Here is a 15,276-nt window from a genome sequence, read left to right as displayed (position 1 = left end):
GTCGGATCACCGAGCGGCGGCGGGTACGGCTAAAGGTGGCTCTGCTGTCGGGAAACAATCAGCGAACGGTCAGCAGTTAAGCGGCGAGGACTTCCTTGTTCGCCTTCTTCGCTGCCATTTCGCCCAGCGCGCGCTTGTATTCGGTCGGGAACACCTTCACGAATTGACGGCGCGACGCGTCCCAGTTTTCCAGCAGCGCCTTTGCACGCGGCGAGCCGGTGAACTGGAAGTGACGCTCGACGAGGCCCTTGAGCAGCGCTTCGTCCGTCGTGCCGGCGTGCCACAGGCCACGGTCGACCGTGCGCTCCTGCTCGGCCTGTTGCAGAACCGGATCGAGCGCGACCATCGACTTGTTGCACTTGCCCGCGAACGTGTTATCCGGGTCGTACACATAAGCGATGCCGCCCGACATGCCCGCCGCGAAGTTACGGCCGGTTTCGCCGAGCACGACGACCGTGCCGCCCGTCATGTATTCGCAGCCGTGGTCGCCGGTGCCTTCGACAACCGCCGTCGCGCCCGAGTTACGCACGCAGAAACGCTCGCCCGCCACGCCGCGGAAGAACGCTTCGCCTTCGATCGCGCCGTACATCACCGTGTTGCCGCAGATGATGTTCTCTTCCGACTTGCCGCGGAAATCGTTTGTGGGACGGATGATGATGCGCCCGCCCGACAAACCCTTGCCAACGTAGTCGTTGCCGTCGCCGACCAGATCCAGCGTGATGCCTTTGGCGAGGAACGCGCCGAAGCTCTGGCCCGCGGTGCCCTTCAACTGGATGTGGACCGTGTCGTCGGGCAAGCCGTCGTGGCCGTACTTCTTTGCGATCGTGCCGGACAGCATCGCGCCGACCGTACGATTGACGTTGCGCACCGGCTGGATGAACGACACATGCTCGCCCTTCTCGATGGCCGCCTTCGCCTTTTCGATCAGCGTGTGATCGAGTGCGCGGTCTAGACCGTGATCCTGCTCTTCCACATGCTTGCGCGCGACTTCGGCCGGCACGTGCGGCAGATAGAACACGCGCGAAAAGTCGAGACCCTTCGCCTTCCAGTGCTCGATGCCCTTCTTCGTGTCGAGCAGTTCGGCGTGACCGATCAGGTCGTCGAACTTGCGGATACCCAGTTGCGCCATGATTTCGCGCGCTTCTTCGGCGACGAAAAAGAAGAAGTTCACCACGTGTTCCGGCTGCCCCTTGAACTTGGCCCGCAGCACCGGATCTTGCGTTGCAACGCCGACCGGGCAGGTGTTCAGGTGGCACTTGCGCATCATGATGCAGCCTTCGACGACGAGCGGCGCCGTCGCGAAACCGAACTCGTCGGCGCCGAGCAGCGCGCCGATCACGACGTCGCGGCCGGTCTTCATCTGACCGTCGGCCTGCACCCGGATACGCCCGCGCAGCTGGTTGAGCACCAGCGTCTGCTGTGTTTCCGCGAGACCCAGTTCCCACGGCGTGCCGGCATGCTTGATCGACGACAGCGGCGACGCTCCGGTGCCGCCGTCGTGGCCTGCGATCACGACGTGGTCCGCCTTCGCCTTGGCGACACCTGCGGCCACCGTGCCGACGCCCGACTCCGACACCAGCTTCACCGACACGCTAGCCGCCGGATTCGCATTCTTCAGGTCGTGAATGAGCTGCGCCAGATCTTCAATCGAGTAGATGTCGTGGTGCGGCGGCGGCGAAATGAGGCCGACACCCGGCACCGAATAACGCAGCTTGCCGATGTATTCCGACACCTTGTGGCCCGGCAACTGGCCGCCCTCGCCCGGCTTCGCGCCTTGCGCCATCTTGATCTGGATCTGATCGGCCGACGCAAGATATTCCGCCGTCACGCCGAAGCGGCCGGACGCCACCTGCTTGATCTTCGAGCGCAGCGAATCGCCGTCTTTCAATGGAATGTCGACGATCACTTCGTCGCCGATCACCGACTTCATCGTGTCGCCGTTCTTGATCGGAATGCCGCGCAGTTCGTTGCGATAGCGGTTTTCGTCCTCGCCGCCTTCGCCGGTGTTCGACTTGCCGCCGATGCGGTTCATCGCGACCGCCAGCGTGGCGTGCGCTTCGGTGCTGATCGAGCCGAGCGACATCGCGCCGGTGGCAAAACGCTTGACGATTTCCTTTGCCGGTTCCACTTCGTCGAGCGGAATCGCTTTGGTCGGATCGAGCTTGAACTCGAACAGGCCGCGGAACGTCATGTGACGCTTGGTCTGGTCGTTGATCAGATGCGCGTATTCCTTGTACGTCTGATACGAATTGCTGCGCGCCGAGTGTTGCAGCTTGGCGATCGCATCCGGCGTCCACATGTGTTCTTCGCCGCGCACGCGGTAGGCGTACTCGCCGCCCGCGTCGAGCATGTTCGCGAGAACCGGGTTGTCGCCGAACGCGTCGCGGTGCAGACGGATCGCTTCTTCCGCGACGTCGAACAGACCAATGCCGCCGACCTTCGACGACGTGCCCTTGAAGTACTTCTGCACGAGGTCTTCAGCCAGGCCGACCGCTTCGAAAATCTGCGCGCCGGTGTACGACATGTAGGTCGAAATGCCCATCTTGGACATGACCTTCTGCAAGCCCTTGCCGACCGCCTTCGTGAAGTTGTAGACGGCTTTCTCCGGCGACAGGTCGCCCTTCAGACCGGCTGCGAGCTGACCGAGCGTTTCCATCGCGAGGTACGGGTGCACAGCTTCCGCGCCGTAGCCTGCGAGCAGCGCGAAATGATGCGTTTCACGCGCCGAGCCGGTTTCCACGACGAGACCCGCGCTCGTGCGCAGACCATGCTGCACGAGGTGCGTGTGGATGGCGGCGGTCGCCAGCAGCGCCGGAATCGCCACGTTGTCGCGGTCCGTCTTGCGGTCCGACACGATCAGCATGTTGTAGCCGGACTTGACTGCATCGACGGCTTCCGCGCACAGCGACGCGAGGCGCGCTTCGATGCCTTCCTTGCCCCATGCAACCGGATAGCAGATGTTCAGTTCATACGAGCTGAACTTGCCGCCGGTGTACTGATCGATCGCGCGGATCTTGGCGATGTCCTTGAAGTCGAGCACGGGCTGCGACACTTCAAGACGCATCGGCGGGTTGATGTTGTTCGTGTCCAGCAGGTTCGGCTTCGGACCGACGAACGACACGAGCGACATCACCATGTTTTCACGGATCGGGTCGATCGGCGGGTTCGTGACTTGCGCGAACAACTGCTTGAAGTAGTGATAGAGCGTCTTGTTCTTGTTGGACATGACCGCGAGTGGCGAGTCGTTGCCCATCGAGCCGACGGCTTCTTCACCGGCTTGCGCCATCGGCGCCATCAGGAACTTGAGGTCTTCCTGCGTGTAGCCGAACGCCTGCTGACGGTCCAGCAATGCAGCGGCTTCGCGCCGTTCCGTCGCGACGTCTTCCGCCTTCGCCTCGATTTCGTCGAGCTTGATGCGCACGGCGTCGATCCAGCTCTTGTACGGCTTCGCGTTCGCGAGGTTGTCCTTCAGTTCCTTGTCGTCGATGATGCGGCCGTGTTCCATGTCGATCAGGAACATCTTGCCCGGTTGCAGGCGCCACTTCTTGACGATCTTCGACTCGGGAATAGGCAGCGTGCCCGCTTCCGACGCCATGATGACGAGGTCGTCATCCGTGACGATGTAGCGCGCCGGGCGCAGGCCGTTACGGTCGAGCGTCGCGCCGATCTGGCGGCCGTCGGTGAACGCGATCGCGGCGGGCCCGTCCCACGGTTCCATCATCGCGGCGTGGTATTCGTAGAACGCGCGGCGGTTGTCGTCCATCAGCGTGTGCTGTTCCCAGGCTTCGGGGATCATCATCATCATTGCGTGGACGAGCGGGTAGCCGGCCATCACCAGCAGTTCGAGACAGTTGTCGAACGAGGCGGTGTCCGATTGGCCCGGATAGATCAGCGGCCACAGCTTCGGCAGGTCGTCGCCAAGCACGTGCGACGCGATCGCGCCGGTACGGGCGTTCAGCCAGTTGACGTTGCCCTTCACCGTGTTGATTTCGCCGTTGTGGGCGATCATCCGGTACGGGTGGGCCAGTTCCCACGCCGGGAACGTGTTCGTCGAGAAGCGCTGGTGCACGAGCGCGAGCGCCGAAACGGTGCGCTCGTCCTGCAGGTCGCGGTAGTACACGCCGACCTGGCCGGCCAGCAGCAGACCTTTATAGACGACGGTGCGCGCCGACATCGACGGCACGAAGTATTCCTTGCCGTGCTTGAGCTTGAGCGCCTGGATGCGGTGGCTCGCGGTCTTGCGGATCACGTACAGCTTCCGTTCGAGCGCGTCGGTCACCATGATGTCCTTGCCGCGGCCGATGAAAATCTGGCGAATCAGCGGCTCGCTCGCCTTGACGGTCGGCGAGATCGGCATGGTGTGGTCGACCGGCACATCGCGCCAGCCGAGCACGACCTGACCTTCGGCCTTCACCGTGCGCTCGAGCTCCTGTTCGCAGGCGAGACGCGACGCGTGTTCCTTCGGCAGGAACACCATGCCGACGCCGTATTCGCCGAACGGCGGCAACGTCACGCCCTGCTTTGCCATTTCCTCGCGATAAAAACCGTCCGGAATCTGGATCAGGATGCCGGCGCCGTCGCCCATCAACGGATCTGCGCCGACGGCGCCCCGGTGGTCGAGGTTCTCGAGAATCTTCAGGCCTTGCTCGATGATCTCGTGGCTCTTCTTGCCCTTGATGTGGGCAACAAAGCCGACGCCGCAGGCGTCATGTTCGTTTTGCGGGTCGTACAACCCTTGCGCGGCGGGAACCGGATGAGCCGGTTGTTGGTGATCGTTCATGGGGACACCGTCTGTGAGGGGCCGGACAGGCCGTTTAATCCGTTTTTCTATTGCCGCACGTGCACACCCGCAACGGCGAAGGCGCTTCTGATGCGGCACCGTACGCATCCAAAAACGCCGGAATTCGGAATATACGCGACGAATCAATGGAATAGCAAATAAAACGTTATGCTCGATCCCCAATTATCAATTTGGTGCATTGCGATTGTTTTTTATTGGTGCCATATCAAATGAAGCCAAAATAAAACGGCATGTCTCGATGCCGTTCAGAACGCAGACCTTTGATTGGAATCGTTTACTGCGTTTGCGGCGTCTCACGCACCTTGCGCGGCCGTCCCCGCGGAAGCGGCGATACTCGCCGGTTCGCCGCGCGCGCCGCCCATTCTCGGTAGGTGTCGCTGCCGAGCACCCAGCCCTTTAACGTGGCCTGCTGAAGCTGGCTTGCCTCGCGCTCGTCGAGCGGCTGCTCGCAGAGTTCGCGGTACGCGCGCTGCCGCTCGAACGGCGTATTGCCGAGCGACCAGTAAAGTGGGTGGTCGGTGATGAGGCTGTCGAGCGTGAGACCGATGTGATGACGGTAGCTCGACCAACGGTAGTCTTCCGGCGCGCTTGCGATCTGCATGCGCACAGGGCACATTTCGACGACGCGGCTCGCCAGCAGGAAATACCGCTCGCCCTCGATCACCGTGGCGCGATAGCGCCCTTCCCACAACGTACCGCGCCGCGCGTAGCGACGGTTAAAGTGCGCCACGTAGCGACGCCCCACCGCCTGCATCGCTTTGGGCAGGCTCGACTCCTCCGTTGGAGTGACGAGCAGTTGGACCGCGCCCGGCATCAACGCATAAGCGTGGATCGATAAGTGGTGATCGCGCGAAGCCGCTTTCAAACAGTCGATGAACAGTTCGTAGTCCTGGTCGTCGACGAACGCAGGCTGCTGATCGAGTCCGCGGAGGATGACGTGCTGCGGCTGGTCAGGAACATAAAGACGTGCAAGCCGTGCCATGCTGAAGTATCCGATAGTCGCGTTGGTACATACCCGAAGGTCCGAAGAGCCGCATGCGCCGGAGATTCGACGCGGCGCGGCCAGGCCAGCAAGCGCGCCCGGCTTAGGGAGAAAACTCTAACCGGCGCGTATGGTTAGTTTCAAACGTTGTGGTCATAATGAGCGGGCCTTTTTTGGAGGAGCACATATGAAATTAAAACAGGCCGTAGTGGGGACCGCGGTACTAGCCGGCATGACAACGGCAGCGCACGCGCAATCGGCCGGTAGCTTTTTCGTCTCAACAGGCTGGTTCCATCTTGCGCCTCAATCGAGTAGCGAGCCCCTGCGAGTGACGAGCATCGGCGGCAGCCCGACCAACATCACAGAAGCCAATACCGGAGCCTCGCTCAGTTCGGCCGACACCATCGGCCTGACCGCGGGCTACTTCATCACCGACCACATTGCGACTGAATTCGTGATTGGTTATCCGCCTTCGTTCGACCTGAACGGCACCGGCAACCTCGCACAATTCGGCAAGCTGGGTCAGGCGAAGCAGTGGAGCCCGACGCTGCTGTTCAAGTACTACTTCAACGCTCCAACTGCCACCTTCCGTCCGTATCTTGGTATCGGCGTGAGCCGTATCTGGTTCACCGACGAGAAGATCACCAACGGAGCGTTCGAGGCAAACGTCCTGCATGGTCCGACCAGCGTGACTACGGATAGTTCGTGGGAGCCGGTGTTTAATGCGGGTTTCACTTACGCATTCAATCAGCACTGGTTCGCGGGCGTTTCGGTGTCGTACCTGCCGCTCAGCACGACGGCCAAACTGAACACGCAGGCGAAGACGCCGGTCGGTACGCTCAACGTGCAGTCGCAAACCAAGATCAAGCTGAACCCCATCGTTACCTACGTCAATATCGGTTACCGCTTCTAACACAGTTCGTGATGCATGATCGAACGACGCCGTGGGTTTAGGGTAGTCGAATTCCCGTGGCTTGAACAACGCCGTCATTCATCCAATGGCGGCGTTTTTTATTTTGTGCGCATGGTGAGACGCGCTGCGCTGCCTTTACCGATGCGGCGCGCAGCACAGTCCGTGCGTTTGTAAATATGACCCACGGGTGCTGCGCTTCGTGCAATATCTGCTGACCAATCCGCGGCTGCGCCTGCGCGCGCGGGGCGTTTGCGTTTGGCACCGAAGTTGCGTTCTGCTGGTGTTTCCTGCGTTGCGATGTGGTTTAAGCGTAACCGTGAACGTGGGCCTTTTTACCCTCATCGACGGAGCGACCATGACAGCACTTCCGAATACGCGAGACGCCCTCGGCGAATCCTGGACCAGCACGAGCCGCCGCGCGCGGCGTATCGCCCGCCACAGCCGCCATGCGGCCGAAGACATTGCAGGCGAGCTTCGCACGCTGATGTCGGAACTCGAGTCCACGCTGGCGGACGGCACCCAGGCCGATGCAGTAGCGCTGCGCGGCAGGCTGCGCAAGCAGCTCGATACGGCGCGCGCCCGTTTGGACGACACCCGCGAGGCGGTACGCGAACGCGCCGGTGTAGCGCTCGCCGGTGCCGACGACTATGTCCATGAAAATCCGTGGCAGACGTTGGCGATTGTCGGCGGCGTCGCGCTGATCGCAGGCGCGTTGTTCGCGTCGCGCATGCGCTGAAGGAACGCGGTTGTCGCGGAGTCGCGGTCGTCGCGGTTTATCGGCTGAGCGGCGCCCGGTTGCATTGGCGCTGCGCTGCCGGGCCAATATCGGCGGCGAGCGACGGGCATTGGCCAAATCACCGTGCCCGGCTGTGCGCTCGGCCTGGCTAGCCCGGTTGGTGCGCTGCGGTCATCCCGCTGCGGTTGCCATCGCGTGGCCGCCATCGCGTTGCGGTCGCGCGGTGGCCGCGGCTCTTGCGCGTGCTCAGTTATCCTCGATCACAAAGAGCCGCTGATACTCCTTCAGCGCGTAGCGGTCTGTCATGCCCGCGATGTAATGCGCGATCAACCGCGGTTGCAGCGCGGCATCGGCGGACTGGTAACCCGGCGGAAGCAGCCGCGGATCTTCGGTGAACGCGTCGAACAGACCGACGACGACGCGCCGCGCCTTGTTGGCCATGCGCATCACGCGGTAATGGCGATACAGGTTCTTGAACAGGAAGCGCTTGAGCGCCGCCGCTTGAGCCGCGATTGCTTCGCTGTGCGCGACGAGTGCCGGCGCGGCGCGCACGGCGTCGACCGAATCCGGCGCATGACGGGCCAGGTTCAGCTTCGTCGTGTCGATCAGATCGACGATCAGCGTATTGATGATGCGCCGCACCGTCTCGTGAATCAGCCTGCGCCCTTCGATCTGCGGAAAGTCGCGCCGCGCGGCTTCATAGTGCGTCTGCCATAGCTCGACTTCGGCGAGTTGTTCGACGGTGAGCAAACCGGAGCGCAAGCCGTCGTCGACATCGTGATTGTTGTACGCGATCTCATCGGCCACGTTCGCGATCTGCGCTTCGATGGACGGCTGACGTCCTTCCAGAAAACGCTCGCCGAGCGCGCCCAACCGCCGCGCGTTTTCCCGCGAGCAATGCTTCAGAATGCCCTCGCGCGTTTCGAAACACAGATTCAGGCCGTTGTACGCGCCGTAGTGCTCCTCGAGATCGTCCACGACCGCGAGGCTTTGCAGATTGTGCTCGAAGCCGCCGTGCTCACGCATGCATTCGTTCAGCGCATCCTGGCCGGCATGGCCGAACGGCGTGTGACCGAGATCGTGCGCAAGAGAAATGGCTTCGACCAGGTCTTCGTTCACGCGCAGATTGCGCGCCACTGAACGCGCGATCTGCGCGACTTCGAGGCTATGCGTGAGGCGCGTGCGGAACAGATCGCCTTCGTGATTCACGAACACCTGCGTCTTGTATTCGAGCCGGCGGAACGCCGTCGAATGAACGATGCGGTCGCGGTCGCGCTGAAATTCGGTGCGGGCGCTCGGCGGCGCTTCCGGATAGCGGCGCCCGCGCGAGTGCGCCGAATGCGCGGCGTACGGCGCGAGATGCGCTTCGAGCGCTTCCTGCGTCGGGACGCCGAGCGCTGCGGCGTCCGCTGCGAGTTCCTGCTTTACATCGTCGCTGCGCCTGTCTGTCACCGGGTTCTCCGAAACATGGGCGGCGCCGCTCGACGCCGTGCACGGCGCCACACTGCAACGGCCTGCCTTGTCAGACGGCGGCGGCCAGCGTGGCGTGCACCTCAGCGTCGGGCGCCTGGGTGATGAGCGTCTCACCGAAACGCTTCAGCAGAATGAATTTGATCGCACCGGCTTCCGCTTTCTTGTCGACCTGCATCAGTTCGACATAGCGCGACTCGCCAAGCGTCGGCGCGCGGGTCGGCAAATGCGCGGCGACGATGACATCGACGAGCCGCTTGCGCGACGCTTCGTCAAGATAGCCGAGACGCACGGACAGGTCCGCCGCCATCACCATTCCGCATCCGACCGCCTCGCCATGCAGCCATTCGCCGTAGCCGAGGCCGGCTTCGATCGCGTGACCAAATGTGTGACCGAAGTTGAGGATGGCGCGCAGTCCGCCTTCACGCTCGTCCTGAGCGACCACCGACGCCTTGATCTCGCACGACCTCTTGACGGCCTCGGCGAGCGCCTCGGGTTCGCAGCGATTCAACGCCTCGACATTGGCTTCGATCCAGCGGAAAAAACCAGCGTCGGCGATCGCCCCCGTCTTGATCACCTCCGCGACGCCCGCCGCCAATTCGCGCGCGGGCAGCGTGCGCAGCGCGCCAATGTCGGCGATCACGGCCTGCGGCTGGTAAAACGCGCCGATCATGTTCTTGCCAAGCGGATGATTGATGCCGGTCTTGCCGCCCACCGACGAATCCACCTGCGACAGCAGCGTAGTCGGCACCTGAATGAACGGTACGCCGCGCATGTAACAGGCAGCCGCGAAACCCGTCATATCGCCGATTACGCCGCCGCCCAACGCGATCAGCGTGGTCTTGCGATCGGCGCGCGAACCGAGCAGCGCGTCGAAAATCAGGTTCAGCGTTTCAAGGTTCTTGTGCGCCTCACCGTCCGGCAAGACGACCGTGGACACTTGTTTGCCGAGCGGCGCGAGTGCGGCGCGCAGCCTGTCGCCATAGAGCGGCTCGACAGTCGTGTTCGTAACGATGGTGACCGAATTGCCGGCGATATGCGGCGCGAACAACGCGGTCTGGCCGATCAGATCGGTACCGATATGGATGGGGTAGGCGCGTTCGCCCAGTTCGACATTGACGGTAATCATACGGCCCATTATGACGCAGGATGTTTGGCGACGCCGGCCATCTCGAGCTGCATCAGAACCATGTTGACGAGTCCGTTGACCGAAGGCCGCCCTGTTTCGATGACGAAATGCGCGCATTCGCGATAGAGCGGATCGCGCACTTCGTAAAGCGCTTCGAGGCGCGCTTTGGGATCTTCGGTCTGCAAAAGCGGGCGATTCTTATCGCGCCGCGTGCGCAGCCAGAGATCGTGCGGATTGGCGCGCAGGTAAATCACCACGCCACGGCTTTGCAGCGCCGCCCGGTTTTCCGGCCGCAAGACCGCGCCGCCGCCGGTCGCCAGCACGATATTGTCGCGCCCGGTCAGCTCCGAAATGACGCTCGACTCACGCTCGCGAAACCCGGCTTCACCTTCCAGCTCGAAGATCACGGGAATGCGCGCGCCTGTTCGCGCCTCGATTTCATGATCGGAATCGAAGAACGGGCGATCGAGACGGCGCGCAATGGCCCGGCCCACGGTGGTCTTTCCTGCCCCCATGAGCCCTACAAAAAATACATTGGCGTGTGCGTCCCGCGCTTGCAACGGTGTCCTCTGGCTAATCCGGTATGGTTCGTGCCGCAGCTTACTGGCAAAGCGGCTGCCTTGTCGAGCCTGCCCGCCGCCGCGTTCGGGCGGCGGCAGCGTGCGCCTAATTCGTCTGAACGACGCGCGGCGTGATGAAAACAGCCAGTTCGCTGCGCTGATCGCGGTGAGCCCGATGGCGAAAAAGCGCGCCTAGAACCGGTATTTTGCCCAGGACGGGCACGCGGGTCACATCGTCGCGGCCGTCGGTCGCGTAAATTCCGCCGATGGACACCGTACCACCATCCTCGACCTCGACGCGCGTTTGCACGTGCTTGGTATTGATCGCAGGCCCGGCGTCGGTCTGTTCGCCGACGCTGTCCTTGGCAACATCCAGGTCCAGCACGACACGGCCGTCCGGCATGATCTGCGGCTCGACTTCGAGCTTCAGCGTCGCGCGCCGAAACTGCACGCCCGACACGCCCTGCCCGACTTTCGCCTGATAAGGCAGTTCGGTGCCCTGCTCGACCACGGCTTTCATCCGGTCCGCCGTGACGACGCGCGGACTTGAGACGATTTGCCCGCGCCCCTCGGCTTCCAAAGCGCTCAGTTCGACATTCAGGAGCCGCGTCGCGCCTGCCGCGAACAGCGTCAGGCCGGCCGTCGCCGCTTCGAAGCCCGCGATGGGTCTGGCCGACAGATCATAGACGAGACCGTCCTTGCCGCCGCTCAAGCCGCGCGTGGTGCCATCGGCGCTCGTGCCGGCCATCGACAGTCGCACGCCGAGGTTGCGCGAAAAACCATACTCGCCTTCGACGATGCGCGCCTCGATCAGCACCTGCCGCGTAGGCCGGTCGACGGAAGCAAGCAGCGCGGCAATTTGCGCGAGGCGGCCATCCAGATCTGTCACGAACAGCAGATTGGTGCGCGGATCGGCGGTCACCGCGCCGCGCCTGGACAGCACGCGCTGGTTGCCCGAGCCGGTCAGAAGGCGCCGCACGTCCTCGGCGCGCGCATAGTGCAACTCGAACGTACGGCTCGCGAGCGGCTCCAGATCGGCGGTGCGCGCGTGGGCCTCGAAGCGCTGCCGCTCGCGCGCCGCCAGATCCGCAATCGGCGCGACCCATACCACGTTGCCGTGGCGCTCCATCGCGAGGCCGTTGACGTCGAGCAGCGTATCGAACGCGACGCGCCACGGCACCTTGTCGAGCCGCAGCGACACGGACCCGCGCACTTTCTCGCTTGCGACGATGTTCAAGCCGGTGAACTGCGCAAACGCATTCAGAACGGCGCCAAGTTCAGCGCGCTGAAAGTTCAGCGAGATCGGCTTGTCGTCGGCGGCGAGCGATGCGTCGGCGGCAGTCTTCGGCGCGCCGCTCAGGCGCACGAGCGGCGGCAAGGGCACCGGCGGGCCTTCGAGCGCCGCTCCCGTCACTAAGGCGTCCCGGGCGCCGGCAACCGATTGCCGGCCAAGAGGCACTGAACCGTCGGCGTCGTCGATGGCATCGTCCGCGCGACTTTGCCGGGCCAGCGTCGGCGTGCGCGAGACGGCGATATCGTCCGTGGAATCGTCGCGAAACGGGTTCGACGTCTCGGCGCTCGCACCGCGAGGCAGCGGCGGCGCATTGTATGGCGAATCGGACGATGCAACCGTATCGTCGAGCGGCATGTAGGCAGGCAAGGGAGGCAGCGATGGAACCGCGGCCCGCGCGGCGCCGACGTTTAGCGCCGCGCCAAGCGACAGACTCACCAACAACCCCGCTCGGACGCACGCACGAACGCAGGGCACAGCACCGATAAATGCCGGAGCGTCCATGTGCAACAACTTCGATGGGTTCATCACGAAGCCTCCGCGAGCTCAAGCGTACGCGTTGCATCGCCTTTAGCGAGCGTAACGCTGAACGCGTCGAAGCGTGTAACGCGCTCGTCGCCGATCTGCTGCCCCGACCCGACAGTAGTTGCGCCGTCCGGCGTATCGAACAATGCGAGACCGTGCACGCGATCGTGCAGCAATCCGACCAGATGAAGTTGCGCAAGCCCGGGCAGATCGGCTGACGCCTGCATCTGCGCGGACGAGAACGGATCGAAGAACACGACATCTTCTTCGTCATCCGAATCGAGGCTCGCGTCGGCGAGCTCCTGTACCGAGAGGCTGGCCGGCGCCGGGCGCAAGCCGCTGTACACGCGCAGTGTCGCGCTTACCGACAGCGAAGATCCATCGCGCTTGATGACGACGTCGACCGGAACCATCAGCACCGGCAGTTCTGTCAGCCCGCGCATGAACGACATCAGGTGAACGAAGTCTGTGCGCGCGGCGATCTGGAGCGGACGCTCGCTTTGAGCGCCCTCGCCGCTTGCAGCGCCGGGCTCGACTGCCAGCAACACAACGCCGTTTTGCACGGCGAGTTCGGAGACGACGCGCACGTCGTCGGCCGACGTCCACCGCGCGAGCGACGGCGACGGCGATGGCGATGGCGATGGCGATGGCGATGGCGATGGCGAGACGCTAACCGTACCTGCCGCAGCGACGTCACGGCGCAGCAACGGCAATTGCGCGACCACGCGCCTCGCATCCGCGAGTCGCTGCGCGCTCGCCTGCAATGCCGCGCGGCTCGCTTCAAGACGCCCGAGGTCGGCCACGATCCACCCATGCGCGCCAACGCTGAAGACGACCAGCGCAATCAGCAACGCAACCGCCCAGCGACGACGCGGGCTCCACGTGTGAAGCGGCGCGCGCAGACGCTTGAACCAATGCGACAGCGACAAGCTTGCGTATAGCAATCCGCCGGATTCGGCAAAAGTCGTACTCATTTCGAACCTCCAATCTGATCGGCCTTTGCTTTCGACGATGCCGCGAGGCTCGCGCCCCTGGCGACGTCTTTTGCGGAGTCCTCCCAACGCAGCCGAGCGCCGAATTCAATTGCGCCAGCCGAACCAGCATTTGCATCGGCATGCGGCGACGAGCGATGCGACTCGCTCATCTCCGCGCCCGCAACGCCGGGAATCGCCCCGAGACGCTTGAGCCACTGCGCCGAATCGAAATGCGCTCGCGATGTCGCGGCGAGTTCCGTCTCGTGCCCGCGCTGGCGAAGTTGCTGTAACAACACGCCGTCGCCGGGCTCGAAACTCAGCACATCGAGCAGGTCGCGCAAATACGTGAGCGGCTCGGACAGGTGTTTAGCGCGAGCGGCTTCATCGCGTTGCTGGTCGCGCGCCCGCAGCACCCTCGCATGCTCCGTGAGCGGCGCGGCGAGTTGTGCAAGCGATTGCTCGACCGACGCCCGCTGCGCATCGAGCCGCGCTTTCTCTAACGCCTGGTATCCAGCGAGCGCAACAACCGCTGTGCAACCGGCGAACGCAGCGACAGTCCATGCAAACAGACATCGCCGGCGCGCGAGCCGGGCCTTGCGTTGCCTGTGAGGCAGCAGATTGAAGCCGCCGAGCCAAAGTTTGAACGGACGAACGGCGTGCAGCCTGCGCATGTCGTGCGCGACATGTAATTGCGCCGCTGCGTTCAGGCGCCCTGCGTCGAAAACCGCGGCGCTCATTCGAACACCCCGCGTAACGCAAGTCCGAATGCGACGGCCGCGGCGGCGTCATGCAAAAGCAGATCGTTCAATTGCGGAGCGACTCCGCCCAGCGCCGCGCATTCGAACGGCAAGACCGTGCAGCCCAATATGTCCGCGATGTCCGCAATCGAAAAGCCGACTCCCTCGAGCAGTTCCACTTCGCCGCTCACCAGTGCGCAGTCGAGCACCGGGCCATGCACGAGGTCGCGCAATGCGTCCGCGAGATCGGAATGCTCTGGCGCGGGGTAACGCATTTCAACTGCGATGCTGTCGTCGACAAGACGCCAGCCATGCACGCCGTCCGCGCCGATCCACAACGCGACATACGGTTCGTGTGGGTCGAGCTCGTGACTGGCCGCGTAGCGCATGGCGCGCAGCGCAGCATGCGGCTCGCCGTCGATCGCCGTGAGCGAGATGCCGGCGGCGGCCGCGCATTCGATCCGCGCTTCGAGGTGCTGACGTCCGGTCGCGGCAATCGTCACTGAGCGAACCGGCGACGGCCTGTCGTCGACATACCAGTCGACGGCCAGCGCATGCCGCTCGAGTCCCGCAATGCGTTCCACTTCGTTCATTACCGCCGGTTCGAGTTCGGCGAGTTCATGCCCGCCGTCTTCCGCGCAACCGCTTTGCGCCGAGAGCCGCGCGAGCGGCACGGTGGCGGTCAACGTCGCCGACGCAGGCACCGCCATCGCGCATCGCAACGCCTGCGTCGCGCACGAGTGCGGCAGATCGGCAAACGCGTCGCGCAACGCGCGAGCGACTGCCTGCCGGTCGGCGATCTCGGCGCCGGCCATCGCGTTTGCAGGAAGCGGCACGGTGCGCGCATATTCGATCTGCAACGAAGCGCAAGCGCGCGCACGCTGACTCACCACGACGAGCCGCACGCTCTGCGTACCCACGTCGATACCGGCAGCGAAACGCTGCACACCTACCTGCACGGCTTCCAGCCATGAATTTCTTAACTTCATCACGCCCTCCCTGAGGCTCACGCGGCGAACCATTCGAACGCGAGTAGCGAGGAAGAATTGTGCGTAAGCGCGCCGCCGGGCGACACTCAGCCAAATGGCTAACGTTGAAATGCGGCACCCTTCGCGGGCATCAAAGCAGCTACAGTTAAGCCTCAATCCACGCGGCGCC

The 15,276-nt window shown here is 63.6% G+C and carries 11 protein-coding genes; 2 read left to right on the top strand and 9 right to left on the bottom strand.

Annotation, left to right across the window (positions count from 1 at the left end):
• Window positions 1-76: 76 nt before the first annotated feature.
• On the bottom strand, window positions 77-4,780 hold the full coding sequence (locus F759_RS0114005) for a glutamate synthase-related protein (protein ID WP_027800396.1): 4,704 nt from the start codon (window positions 4,778-4,780) through the stop codon (window positions 77-79).
• A gap of 295 nt (window positions 4,781-5,075) precedes the next feature.
• Complete coding sequence (locus F759_RS0114000) at window positions 5,076-5,783, bottom strand: transposase (RefSeq protein ID WP_027800395.1); 708 nt, start codon at window positions 5,781-5,783, stop codon at window positions 5,076-5,078.
• 187 nt (window positions 5,784-5,970) lie between these two features.
• On the opposite strand from F759_RS0114000, the gene F759_RS0113995 reads away from it, so the two are divergent.
• Entirely contained in the window at window positions 5,971-6,696 is a 726-nt protein-coding gene (locus F759_RS0113995; RefSeq protein ID WP_027800394.1) for an OmpW/AlkL family protein, read from the top strand.
• Window positions 6,697-7,051: 355 nt separating this feature from the next.
• Window positions 7,052-7,432 carry a DUF883 family protein gene (locus F759_RS0113990; RefSeq protein ID WP_027800393.1) on the top strand — a complete coding sequence of 127 codons (381 nt, stop codon included), beginning with the start codon at window positions 7,052-7,054 and terminating at the stop codon, window positions 7,430-7,432.
• 246 nt (window positions 7,433-7,678) lie between these two features.
• On the opposite strand, the gene F759_RS0113985 is transcribed toward F759_RS0113990, so the two are convergent.
• The 7 genes from F759_RS0113985 to pilM all read right to left on the bottom strand — a co-directional run bounded on the left by F759_RS0113985 (window position 7,679) and on the right by pilM (window position 15,107).
• Window positions 7,679-8,884, bottom strand: coding sequence for a deoxyguanosinetriphosphate triphosphohydrolase (locus F759_RS0113985; RefSeq protein WP_027800392.1), 1,206 nt, complete (start codon window positions 8,882-8,884; stop codon window positions 7,679-7,681).
• Window positions 8,885-8,954: 70 nt separating this feature from the next.
• A complete protein-coding gene (gene aroB / locus F759_RS0113980; protein WP_027800391.1) occupies window positions 8,955-10,040 on the bottom strand; it encodes a 3-dehydroquinate synthase in 1,086 nt (361 codons plus the stop codon).
• Window positions 10,040-10,591 (bottom strand): shikimate kinase, encoded by a 552-nt coding sequence (locus F759_RS0113975; RefSeq protein ID WP_027800390.1) that lies wholly within the window; start codon window positions 10,589-10,591, stop codon window positions 10,040-10,042. The genes aroB and F759_RS0113975 overlap by 1 nt, the downstream gene beginning before the upstream one ends.
• A gap of 106 nt (window positions 10,592-10,697) precedes the next feature.
• Entirely contained in the window at window positions 10,698-12,410 is a 1,713-nt protein-coding gene (locus F759_RS0113970; RefSeq protein WP_027800389.1) for a type IV pilus secretin PilQ, read from the bottom strand.
• Window positions 12,410-13,381 (bottom strand): hypothetical protein, encoded by a 972-nt coding sequence (locus F759_RS43315; RefSeq protein WP_027800388.1) that lies wholly within the window; start codon window positions 13,379-13,381, stop codon window positions 12,410-12,412. Before F759_RS43315 ends, F759_RS0113970 begins: the two co-directional genes overlap by 1 nt.
• Window positions 13,378-14,118 carry a PilN domain-containing protein gene (locus F759_RS0113960; protein ID WP_027800387.1) on the bottom strand — a complete coding sequence of 247 codons (741 nt, stop codon included), beginning with the start codon at window positions 14,116-14,118 and terminating at the stop codon, window positions 13,378-13,380. Before F759_RS0113960 ends, F759_RS43315 begins: the two co-directional genes overlap by 4 nt.
• Window positions 14,115-15,107, bottom strand: coding sequence for a type IV pilus biogenesis protein PilM (gene pilM, locus F759_RS0113955; RefSeq protein ID WP_027800386.1), 993 nt, complete (start codon window positions 15,105-15,107; stop codon window positions 14,115-14,117). The genes F759_RS0113960 and pilM overlap by 4 nt, the downstream gene beginning before the upstream one ends.
• Between the last annotated feature and the right edge of the window lie 169 nt (window positions 15,108-15,276).

Origin of the sequence: Paraburkholderia dilworthii, from assembly GCF_000472525.1 — a bacterium.
GTDB lineage: Bacteria > Pseudomonadota > Gammaproteobacteria > Burkholderiales > Burkholderiaceae > Paraburkholderia > Paraburkholderia dilworthii.
The sequence above is the reverse complement of the archived record's forward strand: the minus strand, read 5'-3'. Positions and strand labels throughout refer to the sequence as shown.